Source organism: Labrys neptuniae (assembly GCF_040797145.1).
GTDB lineage: Bacteria > Pseudomonadota > Alphaproteobacteria > Rhizobiales > Labraceae > Labrys > Labrys neptuniae.
Genome location: NZ_JBFNQD010000030.1, coordinates 18120 through 42076, shown reverse-complemented (window position 1 = coordinate 42076; position 23957 = coordinate 18120). Strand labels below are relative to the sequence as shown.

Here is a 23957-nt window from a genome sequence, read left to right as displayed (position 1 = left end):
GCGGGGTGGAGCAGCCCGGTAGCTCGTCAGGCTCATAACCTGAAGGCCGCAGGTTCAAATCCTGCCCCCGCAACCAATTCTGTCATAAATCAATTACCGTCTGGGTCTAACAGCTCGGGTGGTGTTTGCGTTCGGAATCTCCAACCCCGACGGAAGCATGCCCACATACGCAATGCTCCGTTGATGGTTCAGATAGTCTCGCTGGTTCGCTGTAAAGCGAGTTCCTCAGCAAGGCTGAGGGCTATTTTTCTTGTGTCGTGGTCTCGTGGGCGTAGGTTCAAGTCCCAGTTCGATCAGCCGGCGTTCTGCCGCAAGAGAACAAATTGCTTTGAGGACGCTTGGATTCGTCAGGTGTGGGTCACGCAGTGCATGAAACGCAGCCTGGATGATCCGCTTGTTGTCCGATTTTGGATTCTTGTTGGCAACATAGGCAAAGAGTGGCGCGCTGTGCAGGCCGCTCGTGGCCCCGGCGACCAAGGCTTCATAGATCTTCTTCTTTGTTTCGCCCATGGTTTGACTCTCCACAATTGGCAGCCGTTTCAGTCGAACGATATCGTCGCTCCATGATAACTGAGCAACGTTGAATATCGCTGCTTGCAACAGCCGCCGCATTGATCCGCATCAATATGAAGTGGTGGGAGGCTAGATTCATTAGGAAAGCTGGAGGGGCTGATCAACCCCAAGCAATAAAGAGCGAAGCCAGATCGCGAGTCCGGAAACAAACGGAACGATGATCTTCCGGCTTGCATCGATTTCACAGGCCCTACGCGGTCTTGTGGCAGGTAGTTCTTGTCGCCTTTGTCTGCTTGCTCGATTTGGTGTTCTATTTCGAAATTAGCTGAACTACTCTTTGTCCAAAGTGTACGCTTTTTCTCTTGATGCCTGTCAATGCTCGGATCGGCGCTCAAGCTATATTAAGAGTTTGCCGGCAAGGAGCAAGGTTCGATGAGGTACTCGGCGGTCATGGTTTATGTCGATACTGGCGGCTACAATACTGCTCGCGTCGATCTTGCCTGCGAAGTCGCGCGACATTTCGAGGCCAGGCTTATCGGGGTGTCGGCAAGTGCCGCGCAACCGCGGGTCGTGCTACCCGAAAAGGGGCCGGCTACCATCAGCCTGGATATGAGCCCCTATCTGGACTACGCCGAAGCGGATCTGCGTTGCGCGAAGGACCTATTCCATCGTGTCGCGCAGGCCCATGAATGCCGCCTTGAATGGCGGAGTTCCATCGACAATCCAAACGATTTCGTGGCTAGCGAGGGGCGGGCCGCCGATATCATTCTGGCCGGTCGGATGGGGAACGACGTTTCGCCACATCATGCCATCGATCCGGCCAAGCTGATCGTGTACGCAGGGCGCCCCGTGCTGGTGGTGCCGGCATCGGTCAAGACCAGTCTCCTCGGCTCGCATGCCGTGATTGCCTGGAAGGATTGCCGTGAGGCTCGCCGTGCCGTGCTCGATGCTTTACCCTTGCTGAGCAAATCGAAAAATGTGAGCGTCATCAATATCGTGGAAGGAGACCAACGTCTGACAGCACTGCAACAAACGAGCGACGTGGAGTGCTTTCTGGCGCATCACGGCATCATTTCCCGATCGGTGATCATTGAGGACGATGGGCGCTCAATTTCGAGGCAAATCACGGATTTTGCCAAGGCGCACCAAACCGGCCTCATCGTTATGGGGGCTCGGATTCATGCCCGCCTGCATGATTGGACGATAGGCGGGGAAACGCACGACATGCTCAAGAAATGCCCTATCTGCCTCTTGCTCAGCAATTGAAATTCTCTCCCGAAGTCCCTGGCCAATTCCGGTCGAATAGAGCTCGACCGCTCTCCTCGAGTACCAGCGTGGTTCAGCCATACCGCTGCACCGGCTCCAGATGTGGCCAATACGGTCAACTCGCGAGAGGAGATATCAAAGCCCGAGTGACGATGCCCATGCTTTGCGGGCCGGTCCGGACCATCAGATTTTCCATACCCTCGAGCCGAAACGGCACGATCACGTCCAACTTCCTCAGGGAATTCATCCCGATGAAGGAGACGGACGTGATCTTTCAAGAGGTTTCAGACAAGATACTGGTATTGTGACTGTCTTCAGGCGACGTGCAGATTGTCTTCAACGCTGCGAACACCGGCGGCTGACCAGGCCGCGCGCTCTGCGACCTGCCGCTCGTGCCACGCCTTGATCTTGCCATCGAGAATTACCTTGTCGCCGATGACATTCACCTTGATCCCGTCGGCCTCGAACTCGGCATCCCGTTTGAGCGCGGCCAGGATCTTGGCCTGGACGTCGGGAATTTGCACGCGGGCCTTGACTTCAATGCTGTTGGTGATGCCGAGCACGCCGGAGAGCTTGCGAACTGCCCGATAGGCGGCTTCTCGCTGAAACTGCCAGTCGACGGTGCCCGCAAGGGTGACCCAGCCCTTCTCGACCTTCACCTTGACGACCCCCTCGGGGACCATGGCATCCCACGAGATGACTGAGACGGCCCTCGATGCGATCTGGTCGTCGGCTGTCTTCTTGTGGTCCGGGTAGCGGACCTCGATTTCCTCGGCTATCGCACGGACGCCTTTGATGCGGCGAGCCAACGTTTCGGCCGCGATCTTCTCGGCATAACTGCCGACATGGCCGCTCAGCGTGACGATGCCATTGTCGACGGCAACACCAATACGAGCGGCGTCAATGCTTGGATCGAAGTCGAGGGCGTCGATGATCGATTGACGCAAGACCTTGTCATTCATCGTTTCTCTCCATTTTTACTTGTCGTACGAAATGCCAGAAACAAACGCGCGGGCCGCTCGGGAGCGGCACTCACGCAGCGTTCTTGACGTCGATCTTCCGGGCGACGCTCGGCGAAGACTTGGGCACGGTCACCACCAATACGCCGTTCGAGAATTTGGCATCGATCTTCGATGGGTCGATTCCTGGCGGCAGCTCCATGCGGCGGGCGAAGGAGCCGTAGCGACGTTCGACGAGATGATAGTTCTTGTTGGTTTCGTCCCTCTCGGACTTCTTGTCACCACGAATGGTCAGGACATTGTCCGTGAGAGTCACCTCGATGTCCTTTTCCTGAAGCCCCGGCAATTCGGCGGTGAGTTCGATTGCCTGGTCGGTCTCGGCGACATCCATGCGCGGGGAAAGGTCGGCGTTTGTCGGCAGGCCGGTCCAAAGGGATTGCCTGAAATTGGGGAACCCCGAACCGAAGTCGTTGAACAGGCGGTTGACCTCGGTTTGCAAGGAAGTGAAGAGACTGCTCGGTGCGGAGTTCACGCCAGGTGAACCAAGCGGATTCGGAACCTTGTCACTCATATTTGGCCTCCATTGATCCTGGCGGGGTGCCAGTAAATGGAGTTCATCACATTCCGAGAATGAGCGCGTTGATTTCTGTCAAAACGATAGGCGCAAGAGGTAAAGTCTTATGCAATTACTTGTCTTATTGACGCCCGCGAACACGTCCGGATCGCATATCAGCTCACAGACCGCCTCAGACGTGGCTGTCCCGTCGAAGAAGGACTGGCCCCGCCGGCTTCCCGAAAACAGGGAGGTTTGACCGCGTCCTAGTGACTCAGCAGGCAGCATTTGGTTGAAGAATGCAGGAGGTCGCGGGTAACGCCGCCAAACATCCATTCCCTCGCCCGAGCATGGCCATAGCCTCCGGCAACGATCAAGTCGGCATGCTGCCGCCCGGCATGGACAAGAATGGTCTCGCAAACCGTGCCGTCGACCGTTTCGAGAACCTGTGCATGTGTTTCGACGTCGTGAAGCCTGAGGAACTCCGCAACGGCGTCGACGCGCCGCGCAGCGTTGTCCCGGCCGCTTTCTTCCACGACCTCGACGATGCTGACACGCGATGCTTCCCGTAGAAATGGAAGGGCGTCAATGACAGCCCTGCGAGCCTCGCGCGTGTTGCTCCAGGCCACGAGGACATGGTCCGCCGCCAATTGCGACAGGCTGGGTGGCACGACCAGAATCGGTCGGCCGCAGCGCAGCACGACCTCTGCCGGATCCAGCGCCAGGTGCGGCAGATTGGGCGGGTTGTGGCGGCGCTGTCCCACAATGATGAGATCGGCCCTGGCACTTTCATGATACAGCGCGTCGGCTGGAAACTGCATGCTGGTCTGCCATTCCAAGTCCTTGCGATTGGAAACCGCGGCATCCCTGAACCGAGGCTCCAGGTCCTCGTCGCCATACCAAGGCAGGACCGGGCGGCTAATGGCGGGATCGTGGCCGAGAGAAATCGGCTTTACCTGTTCCCTCGCCGCAAGATCGATTGCGGGTACGCAACCAATGCCAATGAGTTTGGCGTTGAACCGCGAAGCCAGCGTTGCCGCGAGTTTGGTTCTTTCGTCACTTTCCTTGTTATCCTGCACATGGACCAGCATGCTGGTATAGGTCATGTTTTCGCTCCGCCTATGGGATGAAAAAGTCATCGTTGCCCAAAGGGGTAGCGGATCCTGGGCGGATGTCGTTGATCTTGCGCAAAGGACCTATGAACCGATGGCGAGGAAGAGTGCTGGGATCTTGCTCTATCGGTTGAAAGGCGACGACCGCGACATCGAAATTCTTCTCGTTCATCCCGGAGGGCCGTTCTGGGCGAAACGAGATGAACAGGCCTGGTCGATCCCCAAAGGGGAATACGATGTCGGCGAGGATGCTTACAGCGCTGCCTTGCGTGAGTTTGAGGAAGAGCTCGGGATGCCATGCCCCCATGCCGTGCCGATTGACCTGGGCGATATCCGCTATTCCAGCGGCAAGCGTATGGCTGCCTGGGCTGTGGCAGGCGATTTCGATCCCAGCCAGCTACGCAGCAATATGTTCGAGATGGAGTGGCCACCTCGCAGCCGGCGCATCGAGCAGTTTCCCGAGGTGGACAAGGCGCAGTGGTTCGCGATGGCCGAGGCTCATGGCAAGATCCTGCCCGCTCAGCGGTCCTTCCTCGACCGATTGGCAGAGCAGCTCAGGCATGGCCACCATTCTGCGCCGAAATGATCCCGTTTTCAGATCGATATCTTGTAAGAACGGATCATCGACCCGCTCCATGCACGATACAAGTCTGTCAGGCCGGCCGGTTCATGGCCGGCGATGCCGGTCGCAAGGCCCGCAGAGCGTTGAGCACGACGGCGAGATCAATCGCCTCCTGAAGAAAGGCGCCAGCTACGGGATCGAGATACCCCAACGCAGCGCTTACCATGCCGACCAGCGAGAGCCCCATGCCGATAAGTACGCTCTGCAGGGCAATTCGACGCGTGCGGTGTGCGATGGCGAGGGCTTCTGCAACACGTTCGATCCTGTCGACCAGCACCACGACGTCGGCTGCCTGGGAGGCGGCGACGGCGCCTCTTGCCCCGAGCGCGGTGCCCACGTCGGCGGATGCGAGTGCGGGGGCATCGTTGATGCCATCTCCGATCATCATCGTGGGGGCGTGGCGCCTTTCCGCCGCTACGGCAGCCACCTTGTCCTGCGGCGTTGCGTCTGCGATGACATCGTCCAGCTTGAGCGACGTCGCCAGGGGTCGGGCGATGTCGGCGCGGTCGCCGGTCAGCAGGATGATGCGCTCGATTCCACTGGTACGAAATGCATCGAGGGTCGAATATGCATCGGGGCGCAGCTCGTCTTTGAACAGAACGCGGCCGACATAGTGTCCGTTCGAGGAAACGTGGAGTGCAGCATGGCCCGCCGGCACCGATGAAGTCCTCTCGGCACCCGCATCAGGCTCGACGAAGTCCAGGCGCCCGATCCGGATGCGAGCCTCTTCGAGCAATCCTTCCACGCCGTTTCCCGGGCTCTCATGGACTTCATTCGGCGGAATGAGATCGATATTGCGCCGGCGTGCTTCTTCGACCAGGGCCTGCGACATGACGTGATGAGAGGCCTGACCGACCGAGCCGGCCATGCGCAGGAACTGCTCAACACTCACGGATGGCTCGGGTTCGATTCGCGCGATCGACGGATAGCCGCGTGTCAACGTTCCTGTCTTGTCGAACAATACGGTGCGGATCCGGGCCAATGTCTCGAGTGTACCAGCGGTCTTGACCATTACGCCGCGCTTGGCGCAGCGTGACATGCCGGCGACCAGGGCAACCGGCACGGCGAGGATGAGCGGACAAGGGGTGGCCACGACGAGGACTGCGAGTGCGCGGTGAGGAGAGTCCCAGATCCACCAAGCCAGCCCGGCCAACCCCAGGGTCAGCAGGAGGAAACCGATGGCGTAACGATCGGCCATCCGCGCCATGGGGGCCTTGGATTGACGGGCGCACTCAACGAGGCTGAGGATTGCGGCGTATGTGCTCTCTCGTGCAGGCCTGGAAACCCGCAGATCGAAGGCGGCCCCCGCGTTCACGATTCCGCTCGAAAGGGCATCGCCGGCAAGTCGTCGCACCGGCATGGCTTCCCCGGTCAGGGCTGACTCGTCCAGGGTTGCATCAGGCCCGATGAGCAGGCCATCGGTCGGCAGGACATCTCCGGGGCGCACCAGGATGCGATCGCCAGGCGATAGGGATTCGATCGGCACCGTTTGGAGACGATCACCTTGATAAAGCAGGGCGCTGCGAGCGACCCGGCTGAGCAGGGCCGTCATGGCCGAACTCGCGCGGCCCTGCGCGAATTGCTCCAGGGCCTGGCCGCCGGCAAACATCAAGGCGATGACGACGCCGGCCAGGGCTTCGCCGCCCCAGATGGCGCCCGCCATCGCCAGAGCCGCAATGATGTCCAGCCCGACATTCCCTCGCACCAGGCCGCGCAGGATGGTGATCGCAAGGACGATTAGAACCGGTACGGTGCCGGCCAGCCATAGGGTGTGCGCGACCTGCAAACGCTCCAGCAGGTAAGCAACCAATCCTGCTGGTAGCGCAGCCGCGGGAAGCGCCGCGAGCGCTACGGAAGCCATCCGAGGCAGGTCGGGCTTTGTCGGCGGGGCAGACGCTTCCTTGGTATCTGCGGTGCGTCGTGCAATTAAGGAGAGGTCGTGAACCATGGAGTGGCCTGCAGGCGAAGCCGGATCGAGGCATCGGAAAACAGCACCGGTTGCACTGAATGCCGGCTTTCGAATGTCTCCGTCAGTGAGCCATCAGGAGCGGAACATCGGTTTTCTCGACGAGTTCAACGGTTGTGCCGCCCATGATCCATTCTCTCAGGCGCGAATGCCCGTAAGCGCCGGCAACGATCAGATCCGCTGAGATGCGGTGCGCTTCCTGCAGGAGTGTACTCGTCACGTCCTCAGTAAGGGGAAGAACGTCCACCACCGTTTCCACACCATGCCGTACCAGATAGGTCGCAATATCCGCCAGACCCACATCCTCATCGAGGTCGGCTTTTTGCCTTTCCTCTTCGACGGTCACGACTTTGACAAGCGATGCCAGCCTGAGGAGGGGGAGCGCCTCCGCGACGGCCCTGCTGGCTTCCTTGGTATCGGTCCAGCCGATGAGCACGGTCCGGATCGGCTGCCTGGGTTGTTGTCCGGGCGGCGCCAGATAGACGCTCCGGCCACTTTCGAACAATATCGCTTCGATCAAATGCCTCCAATCGGTGTTTGCCTCGTCCTTGCGCGGGCAACTGCCGATGAACAGGTCGGTGGTTCGGACTTGCGTTGCCAGAAGGGAGGATAACCATCCCGCGGCATCCTCGATGCGCCGGATTTCGCTGGATACGGAAAGGCGCTCGAGGCGCGGTTGCAGCCGTTCGATCGCGGCAGTAGCGCGTTGCTGGATCTGGTCCACCATGTCCATGCTGACGCCCGTACCCATCTCGCCGGCATAAATTGAAATATCGGGCAAGAGGCTGGTGAAAAGGCCGGTGAGATGGCTGTCAAAAGTCGCCGCCAGCATTTCGGCATGGGAGAGGCGAACTTCGTCCTCCTCGCTGCCATCGAGGTGGACGGCAAGGGTCTTGTAATTGTCCGGGCGAACGGAGGCTTTGGCTTCCAGTGGCTGGGTCGAGGAACTGTCGGCTTTCATTGAACCCTCCTGATTACGGGAATCCACGCTCTCTGCGTGCCCCGAGCGGAATGATGCCAGCCTTGCTTCTTCGAGCTTTCATTGCGTTGATCTGGCTCAAGGGAAATATCCGGAGGTCAAATATCGCGGCTCGCAGCGCCAATCCGGTAGCTCCGGAAGCTGCAGAGCTTGCGCTGAATCAAAGCCGAGCCCGCGCTCCAGCCCTAAACAGGCAGGTGCACCAAGATTGACGCGTCTTGTCGATGTCGCTGGCGCCGATGGCTGGCCTTGGTCGGAGGTCCTCACGGGCTGTCAGGCCGACGGAGTCGTCGCACTCCGGGCGTTGTGGTTTGCGGTCGTCGAGGAAGAACCATGATCCAGTCCAAGCCGCAGGCCAAGGTCGCCATCAGGGTGCGCGATCTCGTGGTTGGTTTTGGGGACAGGATCGTTCTCGATCACGTCGACCTCGATATTTGTGAAGGCGAAATCATCGGTTTGATCGGGGCGTCCGGCTCGGGCAAATCCGTCCTGTTGCGAAGCATCGTGGGGCTGGTGCCCAAGCGGGCCGGCAGCATTGAGATATTGGGACTCAATCCCGACGCGCTCGATGCCGAGGGACGACGGGATCTGGGCCTTCGATGCGGAATCATGTTTCAGCAGGGGGCCTTGTTCTCTTCCCTGACGGTGAGGGAGAACATCCAATTGCCGATGCGCGAGTTTCTCGATCTTTCCGACCACCTGATGGATGAACTCGCCATGTACAAATTGAAGATGGTGGGGTTGCTGGTGGATGCGGCCGACAAATACCCTGCTCAACTCTCCGGTGGTATGGCAAAGCGCGTCGCGCTGGCTCGAGCTCTGGCTCTCGATCCAGAAATCGTCTTTCTGGACGAGCCTACTTCGGGTCTCGATCCGATCGGAGCGGGCGATTTCGACGCATTGGTCTCCGTTCTGCATCACACCATGAAGCTGACGACCTTCATGGTAACCCACGACCTGGACAGCTTGCGCAATGTGTGCAGCCGGATTGTAGCGATGGCGAAGGGCAGGATTGTCGCCAGCGGCGGTTTGGAGGCGATGCTCCTCTCTCAAGATCCCTGGGTCAAAGCCTATTTTCACGGGGCGCGTGGCCAGGCGGCTTTTGGCTGACCTCTTGGCGCCAATGCCTGGACAGGCGAGAGGCCTTTCATCGAACGCCGCATCGTACTGCCGGTGACGGCCTATCAATCATCCGTGCAGGGGGCTCGCCTATGTCTGGTGCACATTTGCAGATGGAAAGCCCAGGCCATGCCGTTGAATCCGGCCGAGGCAACGTCGATAAGGACGGGGGCATGCCACGCAGTCTGTATCGCTTCATCTGGCAAGTGAGTGGTGCCCATCAGTTGTGGATCACGGTTCTGTCGATCCTCTTGTTCGCGGTCGGCACTTCCTCCCTCGAGGTGCAAAGGCGAGTCGTCAACGATGCGCTTCGCGGCGGGATCTATCGCCCTATCCTCATGCTGGCCGGCCTTTATTTGGGCATCAGCATCGCGGAAGGCTTGGTGAAGCTCTGCCTCAATATTTATAGGAACTGGGTGGGGGAGAGGGCTGTCCGGGCATTGCGCCAATCGGTGTTTGTAACGGGAGAGGGCGGTACGATCGCGCCGGTACCGGATCTGACCGAAGGCATTCAGCTTTCAATTGTTCTGGAGGAGGCGGATCCGCTCGGCGGATTCGTGGGGGAGGCCTTTTCCGAGCCCGTTTTGCAGGCTGGAGTCCTGATCTCCGTCGTTGGATATCTCCTCTATCTGCAGCCATTGATGGCGCTCCTCGTCGTGTTTGTTTTCTTTCCGCAGATCGGTTTCGTGCCGCTCATGCAGAACGCCATCAACCGGCGGGTGCAGACGAGGGTAGGTCTGCTGCGTGAAATGAGCGGCGAAATCGTGGGTGCCCGAGGGGCGATTGACGGTGACGGCCGTCAGCATACGCGCATCCATGCGGTATTCATGCAGAACATGGCCATCTACAAGCTCAAGTTCTCCATGAACTTTCTGATGAACCTGATGACCCAGCTCGGGGTGACGGCGATCCTGGCGCTGGGGGGCTATTTCGTCGTTGTCGGCAAAATCGAGATAGGCACTGTGGTCGCCTTCCTCTCGGGGCTGAGCAGGATCAACGATCCATGGGGCGATCTGGTCACCTGGTATCGGGATCTGCAGGCGACGCGGGTCAAATATCGTCTCCTGTGCGATGCCCAGAAGCTGGGAGCGATCGCGGGAGAGGTTGGGGAATGAGAGCTGCAGTGAGCCTGGCCGAACAGGGCAGCGGATCGCTTTTGCCGACCTGATGCGATCCTGGCTTCCCTCACGCGAGCAGTGCTTCCGACCGGTGGCCCGACTGTGCGGTCGCAGTGTCTTACTGAGCCGCCAGGAGCGCCTTGCGAAAACGTATGCTCGCGATCAGAAAGAAAACGCTGCCGATTGCAGTCAACGCCGCAAGCTGGGGCCAGATGATGGAAAGGTCGGCGCCTCGATAGAGGATGGCCTGGGATAGGCTGACAAAGTGGGGTGAGGGCGTGAACTGCATGACCGTCTGGAGCCATTCGGGCATGCTCTCCATCGGCGTGGTACTCCCCGACAGGAGGTTCATGACGATGAGGATCGGCATTACCAGCAACCCGAATTGCGCCATCGAGGTGGAGACCGTGGAAATCAGGATACCCAGCGCGGTAACCGAGAACAGGTAGACAATGCTCGATCCCACGAACAGGCCAAGGGAACCTGCGACCGGAACGCCCAGAAGGCGCTCGACGACGATCAGAAGCGAAAGGCTGGCTGCGACGACGATGACAAGCCCGTTGGCCCAGATCTTGGCCATCATGATCTCGAAGGGGGTGACGGGCATCACGAGCAGGTGCTCGATCGTGCCGTGTTCCCTTTCGCGGATCAGCGCGGCGCCCGTGAGGATGACCGCCAGCATCGTGACATTGTTGATCACCTGCATCACGGCCGTGAACCAGGCCGATTGCAGGTTGGGATTGAACTTGGCTCGGACCACCAGGTCGATTGGGGCCGGATTGTCGGCGCTGGGCAGGGCCTTGCGTGCTTCCTCGTAGATGATGGCCTGGATGTAGGAGGCACCGTTCCCGGCCTGGGACATCGCCGTCGCGTCGATGTTGAGCTGGACCGACGGATGACGCCCGGCCAAGGCATCCCGTTCGAAATTCGGGGGTATTTCGACGACGAATACGAAGCGCCCGGCATTCATTGTGCGATCGACGTCATCGGCATCGATGAGAACGGGTTCTTCGAAGAACGGTTTGAGCAGGGCGTCGCGCAGACGAAAGGACAGGGAGGAGCGGTCCTCGTCGACCACGGCGACCGAGGCATTCTGCACCTCGAAGGTAGCGCCTGTGGCGACCGTGTAGACGGCGAAGGTGAAGGTGTAGAGGATCAGGGCAACCAGAACGGGGTCGGCCTTCAGGCTGAATAGCTCCTTGATGCCGAGCCGCCATATCGTGGTGAGACGGCCCATGTCAGGCCCCCCTTTTGCGTAGCGCGAGCACGGAGGCTGCGATGAAGACCAGTCCGAACAGCAGGAGAACGGTGAGATTGGGCCAGAGGTCCCCAAAGCCCAGCCCCTTGGCGAACACGCCGACACTGACGGGCTGATACCAGGCGGCCGGGAAGGCAAGACCCATCAGGCGCCCTCCACCCGATAGGGAGGAGACAGGCACGAGCAGGCCGGAGAAGTTGACGGCGGGAATGATCGCAATGATGGCGGTGGCGAAGATGGCCGCGACCTGGCTGCGCACGAAACTGGACACGAACAGGCCGAAGCCGGTGGTGGCCAGCACATAGGCGAAGGACGCCGCCAGCAAAGTGGGAAGCGACCCGCGCATGGGGACCTGAAAGAGATAGACAGCCTGCAAGATCAAGGTCAGGCAACTGATGAAGGCGATTGCGACATAGGGCAATTGCTTGCCCAGAAGGAATTCGAGCTTGGTGACGGGGGTCGACTGGAAATTGGCGATCGATCCGGTTTCTTTTTCCTTGACGATGCCCAAGGCCGTCATCACCGCCGGGATGAGTACCAGGATCAACACGATCACGCTCGGAACGATGGCATTGGCGCTCCGGAATGCCTGGTTGTAACGAAAACGCGGTTCGATCCCGATCGGGTAGGCAGGGGCCGCCTGCCCTCTTTGCCGCTTTGCGGCATCGGTGAGGTAGGTCGTTGCCAATCCCGTGACATAGCCGCGAGTGGTTTCTGCGCGGAAGGGCATGGCCCCATCCAGCCAGATACCGACTTGCGGGGTGAGCTGGCGCATCAGGTCCCTGCCGAATCCGGATGGGAGCTCGATCGCCAGCTTCAGCTCTCCGCTCTGCATCCGGGTTTCGAGTTCCTCGGCCGATCGGATGGTGGGCTGCTGGGCGAAGTAACGGGAACCTTCGAAGCTCTCGAGCAATTGCCGGCTCTGCGCGGACTGGTCCTGATCGAAAGCCGCATAGGGGATTTTCTCCACGTCGAAGGAAATGCCATATCCGAAAGTGAGCAAGAGCAGGACCGGGCCTATCAGAGCGAAGGCGAGGCGCAGCGGGTCACGCATGATCTCCAGCGTCTCGCGCCGGGCATAGGCCCATAATCTACGCCCATCCAGCCGCCTTGGCCTGGCGGACGCCGCCTTGGCCGGAGCCACCGTCCGTGCCTTGCCGATCGAACTCGCCATGCCGGCCTGCTCGAGCACCTCGACGAAGGCGTCTTCCAGATTCGACTTGCCTCTGTCTGCCTTCAATTCCGACGGCGTTCCGACAGCAAGCACTTTGCCTTGATGCATGAAGGAGATGCGATCGCAGCGCTCGGCCTCGTTCATGAAATGCGTGGACAGGAAGATGGTGACGCCTTCCTCGCGCGAGAGCGACAGCAAGAAGCGCCAAAATCCATCACGCGCCACCGGATCCACCCCCGAGGTGGGCTCGTCCAGGATCAGGATTTCGGGGCGATGGATCACCGCCACGGCGAGTTGCAGGCGTTGGCGGATGCCGAGGGGCAGGCTTTCCGGACGGGTATCGGCGACGGTTTGCAGGTCGAAACGGGCCAGCATTTCGGCCACGCGTGGTTCGATGTCAGCACGCGCCAAGCCAAAGAGCTGCGCATGCAGGACGAGGTTCTGGCGAACCGTCAGTTCGCCATAAAGGGAGAAGGCCTGTGACATGTAGCCGACCCGGCGTCTGGTTTGCATGTCGCCGGCATCCAGAGGGTGACCGAACAGGCGCGCCTCGCCTTCGCTCGCGGGCAGAAGCCCGGTGAGCATCTTCATGGTGGTGCTTTTGCCGCTGCCATTCGAGCCCAGGAATCCGAAGATTTCGCCCTTTTCAATGCGGAAGCTGACATGATCGACGGCCGTAAAATCGCCGAAACGGCGTGTGAGGCCGGAAGCCTCGATCGCTGGCGGGCCATCTGCCGGGCCAGCGGGGCGCGGGGGGATCGTCAGCTCGGCCTTGTCGCCGGCGTCGGGCAACAAAGCGACGAAGGCGGCCTCCAGGCTGGAAGCATTTGCCTGTCGCTTGATGTCGTTTGGCGAGCCTTGCGCGATCACACGCCCTTCATCCAGGGCCGCAAGCCAGTCGAAATGTTCGGCCTCGTCCATATAGGCGGTTGCCACCAGAACACTCAGATTGGGGCTGTCTTCCCGAAGGCGTTCAATCAGACGCCAGAACTGCCGCCGCGACAATGGATCGATCCCGGTCGTCGGCTCATCCAGGATGATCAGATCGGGGTCGTGGATCAGGGCGGAGCAAATACCGAGTTTCTGCTTCATGCCGCCGGATAGTTTGGCTGCCGGCCGGTCGCGAAACGCCGACAGACCCGTCACCTCCAGCAATTGTGCGATACGCGCGCTGCGTTCGCTGGAGTTCTGACCGAAAAGCCGGGCAAAGAAATCGAGGTTCTCGGCCACGCTCAAGGTTGGGTAGAGGTTGCGGCCGAGGCCCTGGGGCATATAGGCAATGCGCGAGCGGTTGAGGCGTAATTGTTCGGTGGAGCGAACATCGCCTCCCAGAACCAGGATCTCGCCTTGCTGGGGCCGTGTGACCCCCGCCACGAGGCCGAGCAGGGTCGATTTGCCGACGCCATCAGGACCAATCAGGCCGGCCATGCAGCCGGCAGGTATGGCCAGAGAAACGTGGCTGAGGGCATCATGCCGCCCATAGCGATGGACGACGTCCCGCAACTCGATGACAGGCTCGGTCATTGCGGCAGCTTCACCAGAAGCCGGTCCGGCCAGGCCGCGGTCTGGCTGGTCCGCACATAGGCGACGCCACGCACGCCCGTCTTAACCCGGGCTTCGTATTGCTTCAAAAGTGTCGGTGCGATCTTCAGCTTGACACGGAACATCAGTTTTTCCCGTTCGTCGGCCGTTTCGACCGCCTTGGGGGTGAACTGAGCATCCGTGGCAACGAAACTCACGGTGGCCGGCACGACATAATCCGGAGCCGCGTCGAGGATGATGCGCGCTTCGTCGCCCAGAGCGAGGCGTCCCGCGGCTCGCGAGGGCAGGAAGATAGTCATGTAGACGTCCGACAGGTCGAGGAGAGTGACGACCGGAGCTCCGGCTGCGACGACCTCTCCCGACTGGACGAGCTTGTATTCGATGCGGCCACGTCGTGGCGCGGTCAGGACGGCGTCGTCGACGAGCGAACTGACGCGGGCAACCTCTGCCCGGGCGGCATCTGCCGCCGCGTTGGCTTCGTCGAGATTGGCGATGCCGGCCTTCCTTGCTGCCTCCGCGACATTGAGCTGGCTGCGCCTCAGGTCCAATTGCTGCGTCGTGCCGTAGCCCCGCGCAGCAAGGGTAGAGGCGCGGTCGAGTTCCTGATGGGCGAGGACGAGCTCGCTTTCACGCTGGGCCAGCGCCGCTTCGGCTTCGGCGATGGTTTTTTCGGCTCGCCGGACCTGAGCCTGCGTGCCGGCAAGCTGTGCCTGCAGGTCGGAGACATCCATGCGGGCAACGACCGAACCTGCCTCGACGGTTTGTCCTTCCTCGACAAGGACCTGTGCCACGCGCCCAGCGAATTTGGCTGCGACCAATACGTGTTCGGCTTCGATACGCCCGTTGGAGTAAGCGATGTCGGTGGGCAAGGCGGCCTTGCCGGTCCCGTTCCACAGGCTGCGCAGACGGTCGGCGATATTGGAGGTTTGGTCGGCAGCCGAGGACAGGCCGCTTATGGTGCATCCGGCGGCCACAACAGCGGCGAAAACACAAAGGCGAAGAGGCTGGCGCAACGAAGGTGCTCCCGAATGAATTGTGCGCCGACGGGCGCCTATCCATCTTCGTTACCTTCAGTCGGGCGGCACCCGGTTGATGCAGATCAAACGCTGGTCGTTTGCATGCGAACTGCTCGGGCGGCCTTCCTTTTCGGCTCAGTGCAAGGATGTTTCCTCGTCATCGGAAGCCGGAGGCGAAACCGATCGGCAGGGATGGCCGCGCTCGGACGGCATCAAGGCACCAGGACCGCCGCGCCCTGAAAGCGCCCCGCCCGCAGATCCGCAAGTGCTTCGTTCGCCTGCTCCAAAGCGTAGGCGGTGACCGTTGTCTGGATGCCGACCTTCGGCACGATCTCCAGGAATGTCTCGGCGTCGGCCCGTGTCAGGTTGGCGACTGAAAGAAGCTGCCGCTCTTCCCACAGAATGCGATACGGAAATTGCGGTATGTCGCTCATATGAATGCCGCCGCAAACGACCTTGCCGCCCTTGCGGACAGCGCGCAGCGCCTGAGGCACGAGCGCGCCGACAGGAGCAAAGATGATGGCAGCGTCCAGGGGCTGAGCCGGGAGCTCGTCGGATCCGCCGGCCCAGGCCGCGCCTAGCGACAAGGCAAGTTTCTGGGCATTGTCGTCGCCCGGCTGCGTGAAGGCGAAAATGTCCCGGCCCTGCCAGCGGGCTACCTGGGCGAGAATATGGGCAGCAGCTCCGAAACCATAGAGGCCGAGGCGTTGAGCGTCGCCGGTCATACGCAGGCAACGCCAGCCGATCAGGCCAGCGCACATCAAGGGAGCCGTGGCGACAGGATCCTCGCATCGGGGCAAAGGAAAGACGAAGGCCGCATCCGCCAGGACATGGGTGGCAAATCCCCCATCGCGCGAATAGCCGGTGAAGGCGGGCTCATCGCACAAATTCTCATGGCCGGACATGCAATAGGGACAGTGGCCGCATGTATGTCCAAGCCAGGCAATGCCCACGCGTGTCCCGGCTTCCAGCCCTGTCACGCCCCTGCCGATACGGTCGATGGTTCCGACGATCTCGTGTCCGGGAACGATCGGCGTTCTCGGGTTGGGCAGCTCTCCGTCGACCACATGCAGATCCGTCCTGCAGACGGCACAAGCCTCGACCTTCACCCGGATTTCGCCGAAGGAAGGCATCGGGTCGGGACGGACCTCCATTCGGAGCGGTTGTCCTGTCTGATGAAGCACCATGGCCTTCATGGCATCGTCCATGATCGCGTTGCCGGATATGTATCCGAATGGAGACTTTGATCGGCGCCACCGAGCAGGGGCAATCGGCTGCGGATTGCACGATGGTGTTGGCCGGCAGGCCATTGTCGTTGCTGCCCGGTTCCCCGAGCTTTATTCCAGATCATATTTGCCCTGCAGCGGCAGGATGGCGTTCAGCGCTTTCTGCCAGGTCGACACGCCTCCTGGATCAGGCTCGATATCCGCGACGGTCCATGGGTGTCGCGCGGAATGTTCACCAGGGCGCGTCGGTTTGATGGCCACCGATTGTGTCGCATGCAGACCGGCCACCTTGCGGATCTCCTGCAGGCACAGCTGCTCCAATCGCACTGCGGGCAACTTTTGCCGTGCCATGCTGGTTGCCTCTCCTGTTTCGGATGGATGCCATGTAGTCGCCCGGCTCATTCGGCCGCCGGCAATCCGATCGGCATGATGTCGGGTTCCCGTCGCATCCAATCATTCAATTGGGTGACCAGTTCGGCGTAGGGGATGCTGAGCGTCAGGCCGTGTCGTTCTCCGAACGAGACATAGGACGTCCCGTCGCCGTCGAGGCTGACATATTTCACCTGGTCGGGATTTATGGCGTATCGCCCCCCGTCGGATGTCACTTCGATCAAACCGCTACTCACCGCGCGCTCTCCGGAAATGCCTGTTCAAGCTTCTGTCGCGACATGGGAAGGCGGATGACGATATCCCGCTTGCCGCTTTCCGACGGTCTCCCATGACCGGGGGCACAAAGGTAACCCTCGGATCTCGTTCACCATGGATGCCTTCGACGAAACCAGCGTTGATCTGCATCAAGTCGGCGCACCGAGGTGGCGTGTCGAGATAAAGACGCTTCCCGGCCTCGGTCAGCCCGGCTTGCTTTGATCTGCCGCAAGAAAAGTGTTCCGATGGAGGTCTAGGTTCCTCGGGTGTTTGAAAAACAGGGCAAGAGCGACATGTCGGAGGCTTCCTCCTCGGATCCGAAGAATTTTCCCCGCCTCAGCTTCTTCGGCGCCACACAGACCGTAACCGGGTCGTGCTTCCTCATCGAGACGCCCAAGGCCAAGATTTTGGTGGATTGCGGTCTGTTCCAAGGCTCCAAGACCGAGAAGGAACTCAATTATCGCCCGTTTCCCTTCGATGCCTCCAGCATTGGTGCGGTTCTTCTGACCCATGCCCACATCGATCATAGCGGCCTGTTGCCCAAGCTCATGCGAGAGGGCTTTACGGGGCCGATCTTCGCGACGGCGGCCACCTTCGACCTGTGCTCGGTCATGCTGCCGGATTCGGGCCATATCCAGGAGACGGAGGTCCAGCAACTCAATATGCGCAATCGGCGCCGTGGCCTGCCGACCGTTACCCCGATCTATACCGTGGAGGATGCCACTGCCACGCTGGCGCTCTTCAGGCCCGCTGCCTTCAAGACCTGGCTTCGCATCGCCAACGGGATCAGGGCTCGCTTCTGGAACGCAGGCCATTTGCTGGGCTCGGCTTCGATCGAGGTCGAGATCACCGATGACGTCGGCAAGGTCACAAGACTGCTGTTTTCCGGCGACCTCGGACCCGGCCATAAATTGTTGCAGGCCGATGCCGAAGCCCCCGCAGGTTTCGACTATGTCGTCTGCGAGTCGACCTATGGTGACACGGATCGAGCCGATGCCTCGACCGAAAAACGACGGCGCCTGCTGAGCCACGAAGTCAAGGAGGCCGCACGCTCGAACGGGGCGTTGCTGATTCCATCCTTCGCCGTCGAACGAACGCAGGAACTGCTGGTCGATCTGGTCAGCCTGATGAATGCGAATGAATTGCCGAGGGCACCGATCTTCATCGATTCACCCCTTGCGACCGCGGCCAGCGGCGTGTTCGCGAAATATGTCAGCGAGATGCCGAGTGGCGAGGCCCTGACGTCGGCCCTGCAGGCCCCTAACGTTCATTTCACGGAGAGTGTGGAGCAGAGCAAAGCCATTTCCCGGTTCCGCAACTTCCACATCGTCATTGCCGCCAGTGGCATGTGCGAGGCGGGGCGCATCCGTCACCACCTCCGCAATTGGCTGTGGCGGGAAGAGGCGACGGTCCTGCTCGTGGGTTACCAGGCACAGGGTACGCTCGGCCGCCTCCTTCTCGATGGCACCTCCCGCGTGCGGCTGATAGGCGAGGAGGTGGAGGTCCGCGCCCGCATCCGCTCCATCGACCTGTATTCCGGCCATGCCGATGCAGGAGAACTGCTGTCGTGGCTGTTGGCGCGGCTGCCTGTTGCGGGCAACGTCTTTCTGACTCATGGCGAGCGTGAGGCCATCGCCGCGTTCAAGAACAGCCTGGCGAGTGCCCAGCCTGGGTTGTCCGTAGTGGTGCCATCGATCGACGAGGTCTTCTTGCTGGATGGGGGAACTGGGCAGTGTCTCGACCGGCCGCATCCGCCACGTATCGCGCCGGAGAATTCCGGGCGGCTCGACTGGAACAACGAATTGTCCAAGCTCCTGTTGGACATCAGCCAAACCACGGCGCAGGCGGCGGACGAACGGGCCAGACGCGTGATTATCCGACGCTTGCGAAGGGCATTGGCAAATGAGGATGCCCCGTCATAGGGGCATCCCCGACCGTTTCCGCATCCAACGGTTCAAGCCATGCCAAGGTCCATGGAGACCAGGGCCAGCGTGGAATCGCCCGGCACCGGCGCGACGCTGAAGCCCATGTTGCGCTCCAGTTCAATGGCATCGTAGTTGGCCCGGCTCTCCAGGGACTCGATCCGCCGCATGCCGCGGCGCCGCGCCTGCTCGGCCACGAAGCTCAACAGTTCCCAGCCAATTCCCCGATTTCGATAGTCGGCGTGGACACTGACGGCGACCTCGCCGCGCTGGCCATCGTCGCTGCGGACCAGCATGGCAGTGGCGACGGCCATATTGCTGGCTTGATCGAAGGCAAGAAAGGTCTCGACGCGGTCGTGATCGGCATTTGCCATCTTGCTTATCCATTCCGGACCTACCTCGCTGATGGCCGAGAGGAAGCGGAACCGCAAGTCTTCCTTGCGCAGGTGATGAAACAAGTCGCTCAGGACGGGGGCGTCGTCAGGCGTGACGGCCCTGATCCTGATGACAAGTCCCGTCCGCGTTTTCAGTTCCTTGATCGGTTCGTTCATGTCGGCCCTCCCTGGCGACAACTGAATAGTCCGCCATTCTTTTCTCAGTTCTCGCTCCGCCTGTCCTTGAGGACGATCAAATCGCGCGATGGATTCGAGCCCAGAAGCGGAGTTCGATCATCGAGGAAAAGGGGGCTGCGCCTTGCTTGCTGCGGCTGGCACGGGTCCCATGCGAATGGCAGGCTTCGGCGGCCTTCTGATCGCCAGGGGCTTCAGCAGTTCGACACAAACAAGATAGAGGATGACGATACCCGCCGTGGCCAGGAGCAGACCGGGAGGTGGTGCGACGAAGCCAAACCAGGGGCCTAGCGGCGTGAAGGGCACGATGAGCGCGACCAGCAGGGCGGACAGGGACGAAGCCGCCAGCACCGGACTTGGTCGATTGCGCCATGGGCGTCCAGCGGTGCGGATCAGGAAGATCACCAGGATCTGCGTGGCCATCGACTCCAGGAACCAGGTGGTCCGGAACTCGTCGGGGGCAGCATGGAAGATCGCCAGCAAGACAGCGAAGGTCAGAAAATCGAACAGGGAGGATAAGGGACCCATGATGGCGGCAAAACGCATCAGCCCGCCCATGTCCCAGATTTGGGGCTCGGCGATTGCCTCGCGGCGGACCTGGTCGAAGGGAATGCCGATTTCCGACAGGTCATAAAGCAGGTTGTTCAACAGAATTTGGGTCGGCAACATGGGAAGGAACGGGAGCAACATGGATGCCAGTGCCATGGAGAGCATGTTGCCGAAATTGGAGCTGGCACCCATGCGGACATATTTGAGGATGTTCGCAAACGTTCGTCGTCCCTCTTCCACGCCGGCGGCGACAACCTCGAGATCGGAAGCCAGCAGGATCATGTCCGCGGCAGCCTGGGCGACTCCGGTGGCTCCCTCGACCGACAGGCCGATATCGGCGACTTTCAGGGCGGGCGCATCGTTTATGCCGTCGCCTAGATAGCCGACGACCGCCTGCGATTGTTGCAACGCCTTGATGATACGAGACTTTTGGTCAGGCGTCAGTCTAGCAAAGGCATCGACCGACCGAACTTGCACCGCCAGAGCCTGGTCGTCGAGCTTGGCGACATCGCTTCCGGATAGAACCGTCTGTCCTTTGAGGCCGACCAATCCGGCCAATCTTCGCACGACAAGCGGATCATCCCCGGAGAGGATCTTGAGGTGCACACCGATCTTCGCAAGATGGGCGATGGCGGGGCCGGCGGTCGGCTTGGGAGGATCGGCAAAAGCACAAAATCCTTCCAATGTCAGGTTCTGCTCATCCGTTTCGGTGATTTCCTGCCGTTGCTCCGACCAGGGCTGCGTGGCTACTGCGATGCTGCGCAGGCCCTCCTGAGCCATGCCATGCAAGATTTCCAGTGCCTTCGTCCGCTCTTCCGTTGTCAGGGGCAGGGTCTGTGCCCCGTCTTTCATATGCGAACACAAGCCAAGGATAGCCTCCGGTGCGCCTTTGGCGATGAGCATCGGGCCATCCGGCCCTTTCGCAAGGACCGAACCCATCCTACGCGTATAGTCGAAGGGGCGACGCCCCATGAGAGTCCAGGAAACGGAGGGCTCTTGTTCGGCCGCGATCAAGGCGGCATCAAGCGATCCTCGGTCGCCGCCCAGATTTGCTGCGACCGCCGCCAGGCTGGCTGGACGCCCCGTCTGCAAGCCATGGACGTCGATGCTCCTGGCAAGCGTGATCTGGGCCGAGGTCAAGGTGCCCGTCTTGTCGGTGCACAGGACGGTCATGGCCCCGAGATCGTGAATGGCGGCAAGTCGCTTGACGATGACCTTGCGGCGCGCCATGCGGATCGCTCCGCGCGAAAGCGTCACCGTGGTGATCATCGGCAGCAATTCGGGGGTGAGCCCGACGGCGAGTGCGACGGCAAACAGAAGGGAATCCAGCGGCGGGCGGCCGAACAACACGCGAGCGGCCAAAACCAGCACGACCAGGGCCAAGGTCAAGCGAGCGATCACCAGGCCGAATTCGCGCAGGTCACGCTGGAAGGGAGAAGGGGCGCTCGCTTCCCCGAGCATGCTGGCTGCAGCCCCGAAGATGGTTGCTCTCCCGGTCGCGATCACCAGCGCAATCGCCTCGCCCGTTTGCGCAACGGCACCGCGAAACACTGCGTTCGAGGCATCCGCCGGATTGGCAGAACTGACCCTACCCGGGGACTTCTCGACCGGATAGGGCTCCCCGGTGAGCGCTGCCTCGGCCGCAGTGAAGGCCGTACTTTCCATGACGAGAGCATCGGCAGGAATGACATCGCCGGCGCGGATGCGGATGATGTCGCCGGGCGCGACCCTCTCGACGGCAATCTGCCTGAAGCTGCCATCGCGCTTGACCTCGGCCTTGAGGGCGACGGAGCGGCGGAGGGCCTCGGCTGCCCGTGTCGCGTGCCCCTCCTGAAAAGTATCCAGCCCGATGGAGATTGCCAGGATTGCGACGATGATGGCCCCGCCAATGGCATCGCCGGTCGCGATGGAGACGAGACCGGCACCAAACAGAATGAGAGAAAGCGGTTCCAGCAGCCGGCGCAGGATCGCGTGCAGCGCCGTCTCGCGCTGGCCCCTCCTATCGGCATTGAGGCCGAACCTCGCCAGCCTTTTTTCTGCCTCGCTCGAAGTCAGGCCGTGGTCGTTGCAACCCAGCGTTCGGAGCCAGTCATCCGGGGAGTGCTCCCAGAACACAGCGGCTTCGCCTTGTGAATGCTGGGCTTGCGAATGCTGGGGTGATGCTGTCGATGGCATGGCGCCGCTCCGTCAGGAAGAAGGCGTTCCAGTGACGGGCCCGCTTGCGGCTTCCCGGATAGGCAAGTCGGAAGAGGTCGCTTGTTCTGCGCTGATCCCGTGTACTTTTTCGTCGTCGGCCTCGATTTCGAGGCCGAGCCTGGCAGGATCCGTTCTTCGGCAGCCCGACCCGCTGGTGGAAAAGCCGGGATTGCTGGTGAGAAGCATGCCGATCATCGAGTGAACCCTCCCTTGGCCGCCAGTTTGGCGAGCGCGATCGAGGCGAGGCGGACGTCGACCGAGTCGGATCTGCTAGTAAGGATGATGGGAACGCGGGCGCCGAGAACGAGGCCTGCAGCCTCCGCTCCTCCGAGGTAGATGAACTGCTTGGCCAGCATGTTCCCCGCTTCGAGGTCGGGCGCAACCAGAATGTCCGCCTGTCCCGCGACCGGAGAGATGATGCCCTTCATGTGGGCTGCAGCGAGATCGACGGCATTGTCAAAGGCAAGCGGGCCGTCGACCTTGGCACCGGTGATCTGTCCCCGCGCCGCCATGACGCTGAGGGCTGCGGCGTCCAATGTCGCGGGCATGGCGGGATTCACCGTCTCGACCGCCGCGAGAACAGCCACCTTCGGTTCGTCGATGCCGAGCACATGCAACAGATCGATGGCATTCTGACAGATATCGCGCTTGTGCTCGAGGGTGGGAGCGATGTTGATGGCCGCGTCGGTGACAACCACCAACCTGGCATAGGCCGGTATGTTCAAGACATACACGTGGCTGATGCGCCTCTGTGTGCGCAGGCCGGATTGAGGCGCGACCACGGCGGCCAGCAACTCGTCGGTATGGAGGCTACCCTTCATCAAGGCTGCGGCATGGCCGCTGGCGGCCAGGGCGACCGCTCGCTGTGCGGCGGCATGGCTGTGTTCGGTGGCCTCGATGCGTATGCCCTCCAGGCTCAAGCCAGCTTGTTCGGCCACGGCCCGGATCTTGGCGTCCGGGCCGATGAGGATGGGGTCGATCAGGCCTTCGGCGCGGGCTTCGAGCGCGGCCCGGATGGCCTCTGGCTGGCACGGATGAACCACGGCTGTGGTGAGTGGTGGCAAAGCGCGGGCTGCTCGCAGAAAGGGAGTGAACCGGTGTTTGCACTGGGATGGTGCCTTCGACAGCGGCGCGGATCGATCCGCCAGTCTTCCAGATGGTGCGATAACGATGGTGGTGCCGGCGAGCACTTCGCTGCCTGCCTGGTCGAGGCAACGCGTCTCGAAGGTGACGGAGCGGTCTGCGGGGTTTTTCGCCCGCACGGTTATGGTGGCCGTTATCGTGTCGCCCGCCGATATCGGGCGGCGGAACTCGAGCGTCTGGTTGCGGTATAGCGTGCCGGGTCCGGGCAATTGGGTACCCAGGACTGCCGAGATCAGACTGGCTGCCCACATGCCGTGGACGACGTAGGGGCAAGGGGCATCGCCAGCCGCACAGTCGGGATCGAGATCTCCCGGGCCGAGGTTGCCCGATGCCAGGGCGAGAAGCCCGATATCGTCATTGCTGACGGTCCGCGTAAGGCTGGCGGAGTTCCCGATTGCCAATTCGTCGAAGAGGTGGTTGACCAGCGGAGGCGTGGAAATGATCTCGTTCATGGTTGCAGCACATGGGTTCCAGGCACATCGTCGAGGGCCCGGAACCTGCCGATGAACC

Annotated in this window: 21 protein-coding genes; 5 read left to right on the top strand and 16 right to left on the bottom strand. The window is 61.1% G+C overall.

What is annotated here, in order from left to right:
- Nucleotides 1-225: 225 nt before the first annotated feature.
- The gene (locus ABXS05_RS33930; RefSeq protein ID WP_367626960.1) at nt 226-612 is read right to left on the bottom strand and encodes a hypothetical protein; all 387 of its coding nucleotides are present in this window, start codon (nt 610-612) and stop codon (nt 226-228) included.
- Between the two features lie 351 nt (nt 613-963).
- On the opposite strand from ABXS05_RS33930, the gene ABXS05_RS33925 reads away from it, so the two are divergent.
- The gene (locus ABXS05_RS33925; RefSeq protein WP_367626959.1) at nt 964-1779 is read left to right on the top strand and encodes a universal stress protein; all 816 of its coding nucleotides are present in this window, start codon (nt 964-966) and stop codon (nt 1777-1779) included.
- A 314-nt stretch (nt 1780-2093) separates the two neighbouring features.
- Here ABXS05_RS33925 and ABXS05_RS33920 read toward each other — a convergent pair whose 3' ends face one another.
- The 3 genes from ABXS05_RS33920 to ABXS05_RS33910 all read right to left on the bottom strand — a co-directional run bounded on the left by ABXS05_RS33920 (nt 2094) and on the right by ABXS05_RS33910 (nt 4397).
- Nucleotides 2094-2741, bottom strand: a complete 648-nt coding sequence (locus ABXS05_RS33920) for a BON domain-containing protein (protein ID WP_311939394.1) — start codon at nt 2739-2741, stop codon at nt 2094-2096.
- Between the two features lie 70 nt (nt 2742-2811).
- On the bottom strand, nt 2812-3309 hold the full coding sequence (locus ABXS05_RS33915; protein ID WP_367626958.1) for an Hsp20/alpha crystallin family protein: 498 nt from the start codon (nt 3307-3309) through the stop codon (nt 2812-2814).
- Nucleotides 3310-3557: 248 nt separating this feature from the next.
- Nucleotides 3558-4397, bottom strand: a complete 840-nt coding sequence (locus ABXS05_RS33910) for a universal stress protein (protein ID WP_367626957.1) — start codon at nt 4395-4397, stop codon at nt 3558-3560.
- A 100-nt stretch (nt 4398-4497) separates the two neighbouring features.
- On the opposite strand from ABXS05_RS33910, the gene ABXS05_RS33905 reads away from it, so the two are divergent.
- Nucleotides 4498-4989, top strand: a complete 492-nt coding sequence (locus ABXS05_RS33905) for an NUDIX hydrolase (RefSeq protein WP_149250677.1) — start codon at nt 4498-4500, stop codon at nt 4987-4989.
- Between the two features lie 67 nt (nt 4990-5056).
- Here the strand turns inward: ABXS05_RS33905 and ABXS05_RS33900 are convergent, their stop codons facing one another.
- Together ABXS05_RS33900 and ABXS05_RS33895 are read right to left on the bottom strand one after the other, a co-directional pair.
- Complete coding sequence (locus ABXS05_RS33900) at nt 5057-6886, bottom strand: heavy metal translocating P-type ATPase (protein WP_367626956.1); 1830 nt, start codon at nt 6884-6886, stop codon at nt 5057-5059.
- 169 nt (nt 6887-7055) lie between these two features.
- The gene (locus ABXS05_RS33895) at nt 7056-7952 is read right to left on the bottom strand and encodes a universal stress protein (RefSeq protein WP_367626955.1); all 897 of its coding nucleotides are present in this window, start codon (nt 7950-7952) and stop codon (nt 7056-7058) included.
- Between the two features lie 351 nt (nt 7953-8303).
- Between ABXS05_RS33895 and ABXS05_RS33890 the strand changes: the two genes are divergently transcribed.
- Both ABXS05_RS33890 and ABXS05_RS33885 read left to right on the top strand, forming a co-directional pair.
- On the top strand, nt 8304-9080 hold the full coding sequence (locus ABXS05_RS33890; RefSeq protein ID WP_367626954.1) for an ABC transporter ATP-binding protein: 777 nt from the start codon (nt 8304-8306) through the stop codon (nt 9078-9080).
- 182 nt (nt 9081-9262) lie between these two features.
- A complete protein-coding gene (locus ABXS05_RS33885; RefSeq protein ID WP_367626953.1) occupies nt 9263-10204 on the top strand; it encodes an ABC transporter ATP-binding protein in 942 nt (313 codons plus the stop codon).
- 121 nt (nt 10205-10325) lie between these two features.
- On the opposite strand, the gene ABXS05_RS33880 is transcribed toward ABXS05_RS33885, so the two are convergent.
- From ABXS05_RS33880 to ABXS05_RS33855, 6 genes are all read right to left on the bottom strand, one after another.
- A complete protein-coding gene (locus tag ABXS05_RS33880) occupies nt 10326-11444 on the bottom strand; it encodes an ABC transporter permease (protein WP_367626952.1) in 1119 nt (372 codons plus the stop codon).
- Between the two features lies 1 nt (nt 11445).
- Nucleotides 11446-14163 (bottom strand): ribosome-associated ATPase/putative transporter RbbA, encoded by a 2718-nt coding sequence (gene rbbA / locus ABXS05_RS33875; protein WP_367626951.1) that lies wholly within the window; start codon nt 14161-14163, stop codon nt 11446-11448.
- Complete coding sequence (locus ABXS05_RS33870; protein ID WP_376717710.1) at nt 14160-15194, bottom strand: HlyD family secretion protein; 1035 nt, start codon at nt 15192-15194, stop codon at nt 14160-14162. Before ABXS05_RS33870 ends, rbbA begins: the two co-directional genes overlap by 4 nt.
- Nucleotides 15195-15409: 215 nt before the next feature.
- Complete coding sequence (locus tag ABXS05_RS33865) at nt 15410-16393, bottom strand: zinc-dependent alcohol dehydrogenase family protein (protein ID WP_311939400.1); 984 nt, start codon at nt 16391-16393, stop codon at nt 15410-15412.
- 141 nt (nt 16394-16534) lie between these two features.
- Nucleotides 16535-16774 carry a hypothetical protein gene (locus ABXS05_RS33860; RefSeq protein WP_311939369.1) on the bottom strand — a complete coding sequence of 80 codons (240 nt, stop codon included), beginning with the start codon at nt 16772-16774 and terminating at the stop codon, nt 16535-16537.
- Nucleotides 16775-16821: 47 nt separating this feature from the next.
- A complete protein-coding gene (locus ABXS05_RS33855) occupies nt 16822-17049 on the bottom strand; it encodes a hypothetical protein (protein WP_149249230.1) in 228 nt (75 codons plus the stop codon).
- 312 nt (nt 17050-17361) lie between these two features.
- Here ABXS05_RS33855 and ABXS05_RS33850 point away from each other — a divergent pair, with 312 nt between their 5' ends.
- Nucleotides 17362-18990 (top strand): MBL fold metallo-hydrolase, encoded by a 1629-nt coding sequence (locus tag ABXS05_RS33850; RefSeq protein ID WP_367626961.1) that lies wholly within the window; start codon nt 17362-17364, stop codon nt 18988-18990.
- Nucleotides 18991-19022: 32 nt separating this feature from the next.
- Here the strand turns inward: ABXS05_RS33850 and ABXS05_RS33845 are convergent, their stop codons facing one another.
- From ABXS05_RS33845 to ABXS05_RS33830, 4 genes are all read right to left on the bottom strand, one after another.
- Complete coding sequence (locus ABXS05_RS33845) at nt 19023-19541, bottom strand: GNAT family N-acetyltransferase (RefSeq protein ID WP_367626950.1); 519 nt, start codon at nt 19539-19541, stop codon at nt 19023-19025.
- 117 nt (nt 19542-19658) lie between these two features.
- Complete coding sequence (gene mgtA / locus ABXS05_RS33840; protein ID WP_367626949.1) at nt 19659-22283, bottom strand: magnesium-translocating P-type ATPase; 2625 nt, start codon at nt 22281-22283, stop codon at nt 19659-19661.
- A 12-nt stretch (nt 22284-22295) separates the two neighbouring features.
- Nucleotides 22296-22499, bottom strand: a complete 204-nt coding sequence (locus ABXS05_RS33835) for a hypothetical protein (RefSeq protein ID WP_367626948.1) — start codon at nt 22497-22499, stop codon at nt 22296-22298.
- Nucleotides 22496-23899: a bifunctional enoyl-CoA hydratase/phosphate acetyltransferase gene (locus ABXS05_RS33830; protein WP_367626947.1), complete on the bottom strand. Its 1404-nt coding sequence runs from the start codon at nt 23897-23899 to the stop codon at nt 22496-22498. Before ABXS05_RS33830 ends, ABXS05_RS33835 begins: the two co-directional genes overlap by 4 nt.
- Nucleotides 23900-23957 lie beyond the last annotated feature (58 nt).

Coding starts and splice junctions, on each gene's coding strand:
- ABXS05_RS33885 (WP_367626953.1), top strand. CDS start 9,263: ATGCCACGCAGTCTGTATCGCTTCATCTGGCAAGTGAGTGGTGCCCAT.
- ABXS05_RS33910 (WP_367626957.1), bottom strand. CDS start 4,397: ATGACCTATACCAGCATGCTGGTCCATGTGCAGGATAACAAGGAAAGT.
- ABXS05_RS33850 (WP_367626961.1), top strand. CDS start 17,362: ATGTCGGAGGCTTCCTCCTCGGATCCGAAGAATTTTCCCCGCCTCAGC.
- ABXS05_RS33915 (WP_367626958.1), bottom strand. CDS start 3,309: ATGAGTGACAAGGTTCCGAATCCGCTTGGTTCACCTGGCGTGAACTCC.
- mgtA (WP_367626949.1), bottom strand. CDS start 22,283: ATGCCATCGACAGCATCACCCCAGCATTCGCAAGCCCAGCATTCACAA.
- ABXS05_RS33845 (WP_367626950.1), bottom strand. CDS start 19,541: ATGAACGAACCGATCAAGGAACTGAAAACGCGGACGGGACTTGTCATC.
- ABXS05_RS33890 (WP_367626954.1), top strand. CDS start 8,304: ATGATCCAGTCCAAGCCGCAGGCCAAGGTCGCCATCAGGGTGCGCGAT.
- ABXS05_RS33925 (WP_367626959.1), top strand. CDS start 964: ATGGTTTATGTCGATACTGGCGGCTACAATACTGCTCGCGTCGATCTT.
- ABXS05_RS33860 (WP_311939369.1), bottom strand. CDS start 16,774: ATGGCACGGCAAAAGTTGCCCGCAGTGCGATTGGAGCAGCTGTGCCTG.
- ABXS05_RS33905 (WP_149250677.1), top strand. CDS start 4,498: ATGGCGAGGAAGAGTGCTGGGATCTTGCTCTATCGGTTGAAAGGCGAC.
- ABXS05_RS33835 (WP_367626948.1), bottom strand. CDS start 22,499: ATGATCGGCATGCTTCTCACCAGCAATCCCGGCTTTTCCACCAGCGGG.
- ABXS05_RS33830 (WP_367626947.1), bottom strand. CDS start 23,899: ATGAACGAGATCATTTCCACGCCTCCGCTGGTCAACCACCTCTTCGAC.
- ABXS05_RS33880 (WP_367626952.1), bottom strand. CDS start 11,444: ATGGGCCGTCTCACCACGATATGGCGGCTCGGCATCAAGGAGCTATTC.
- ABXS05_RS33930 (WP_367626960.1), bottom strand. CDS start 612: ATGCGGCGGCTGTTGCAAGCAGCGATATTCAACGTTGCTCAGTTATCA.
- ABXS05_RS33895 (WP_367626955.1), bottom strand. CDS start 7,952: ATGAAAGCCGACAGTTCCTCGACCCAGCCACTGGAAGCCAAAGCCTCC.
- ABXS05_RS33900 (WP_367626956.1), bottom strand. CDS start 6,886: ATGGCTTCCGTAGCGCTCGCGGCGCTTCCCGCGGCTGCGCTACCAGCA.
- ABXS05_RS33865 (WP_311939400.1), bottom strand. CDS start 16,393: ATGAAGGCCATGGTGCTTCATCAGACAGGACAACCGCTCCGAATGGAG.
- rbbA (WP_367626951.1), bottom strand. CDS start 14,163: ATGACCGAGCCTGTCATCGAGTTGCGGGACGTCGTCCATCGCTATGGG.
- ABXS05_RS33920 (WP_311939394.1), bottom strand. CDS start 2,741: ATGAATGACAAGGTCTTGCGTCAATCGATCATCGACGCCCTCGACTTC.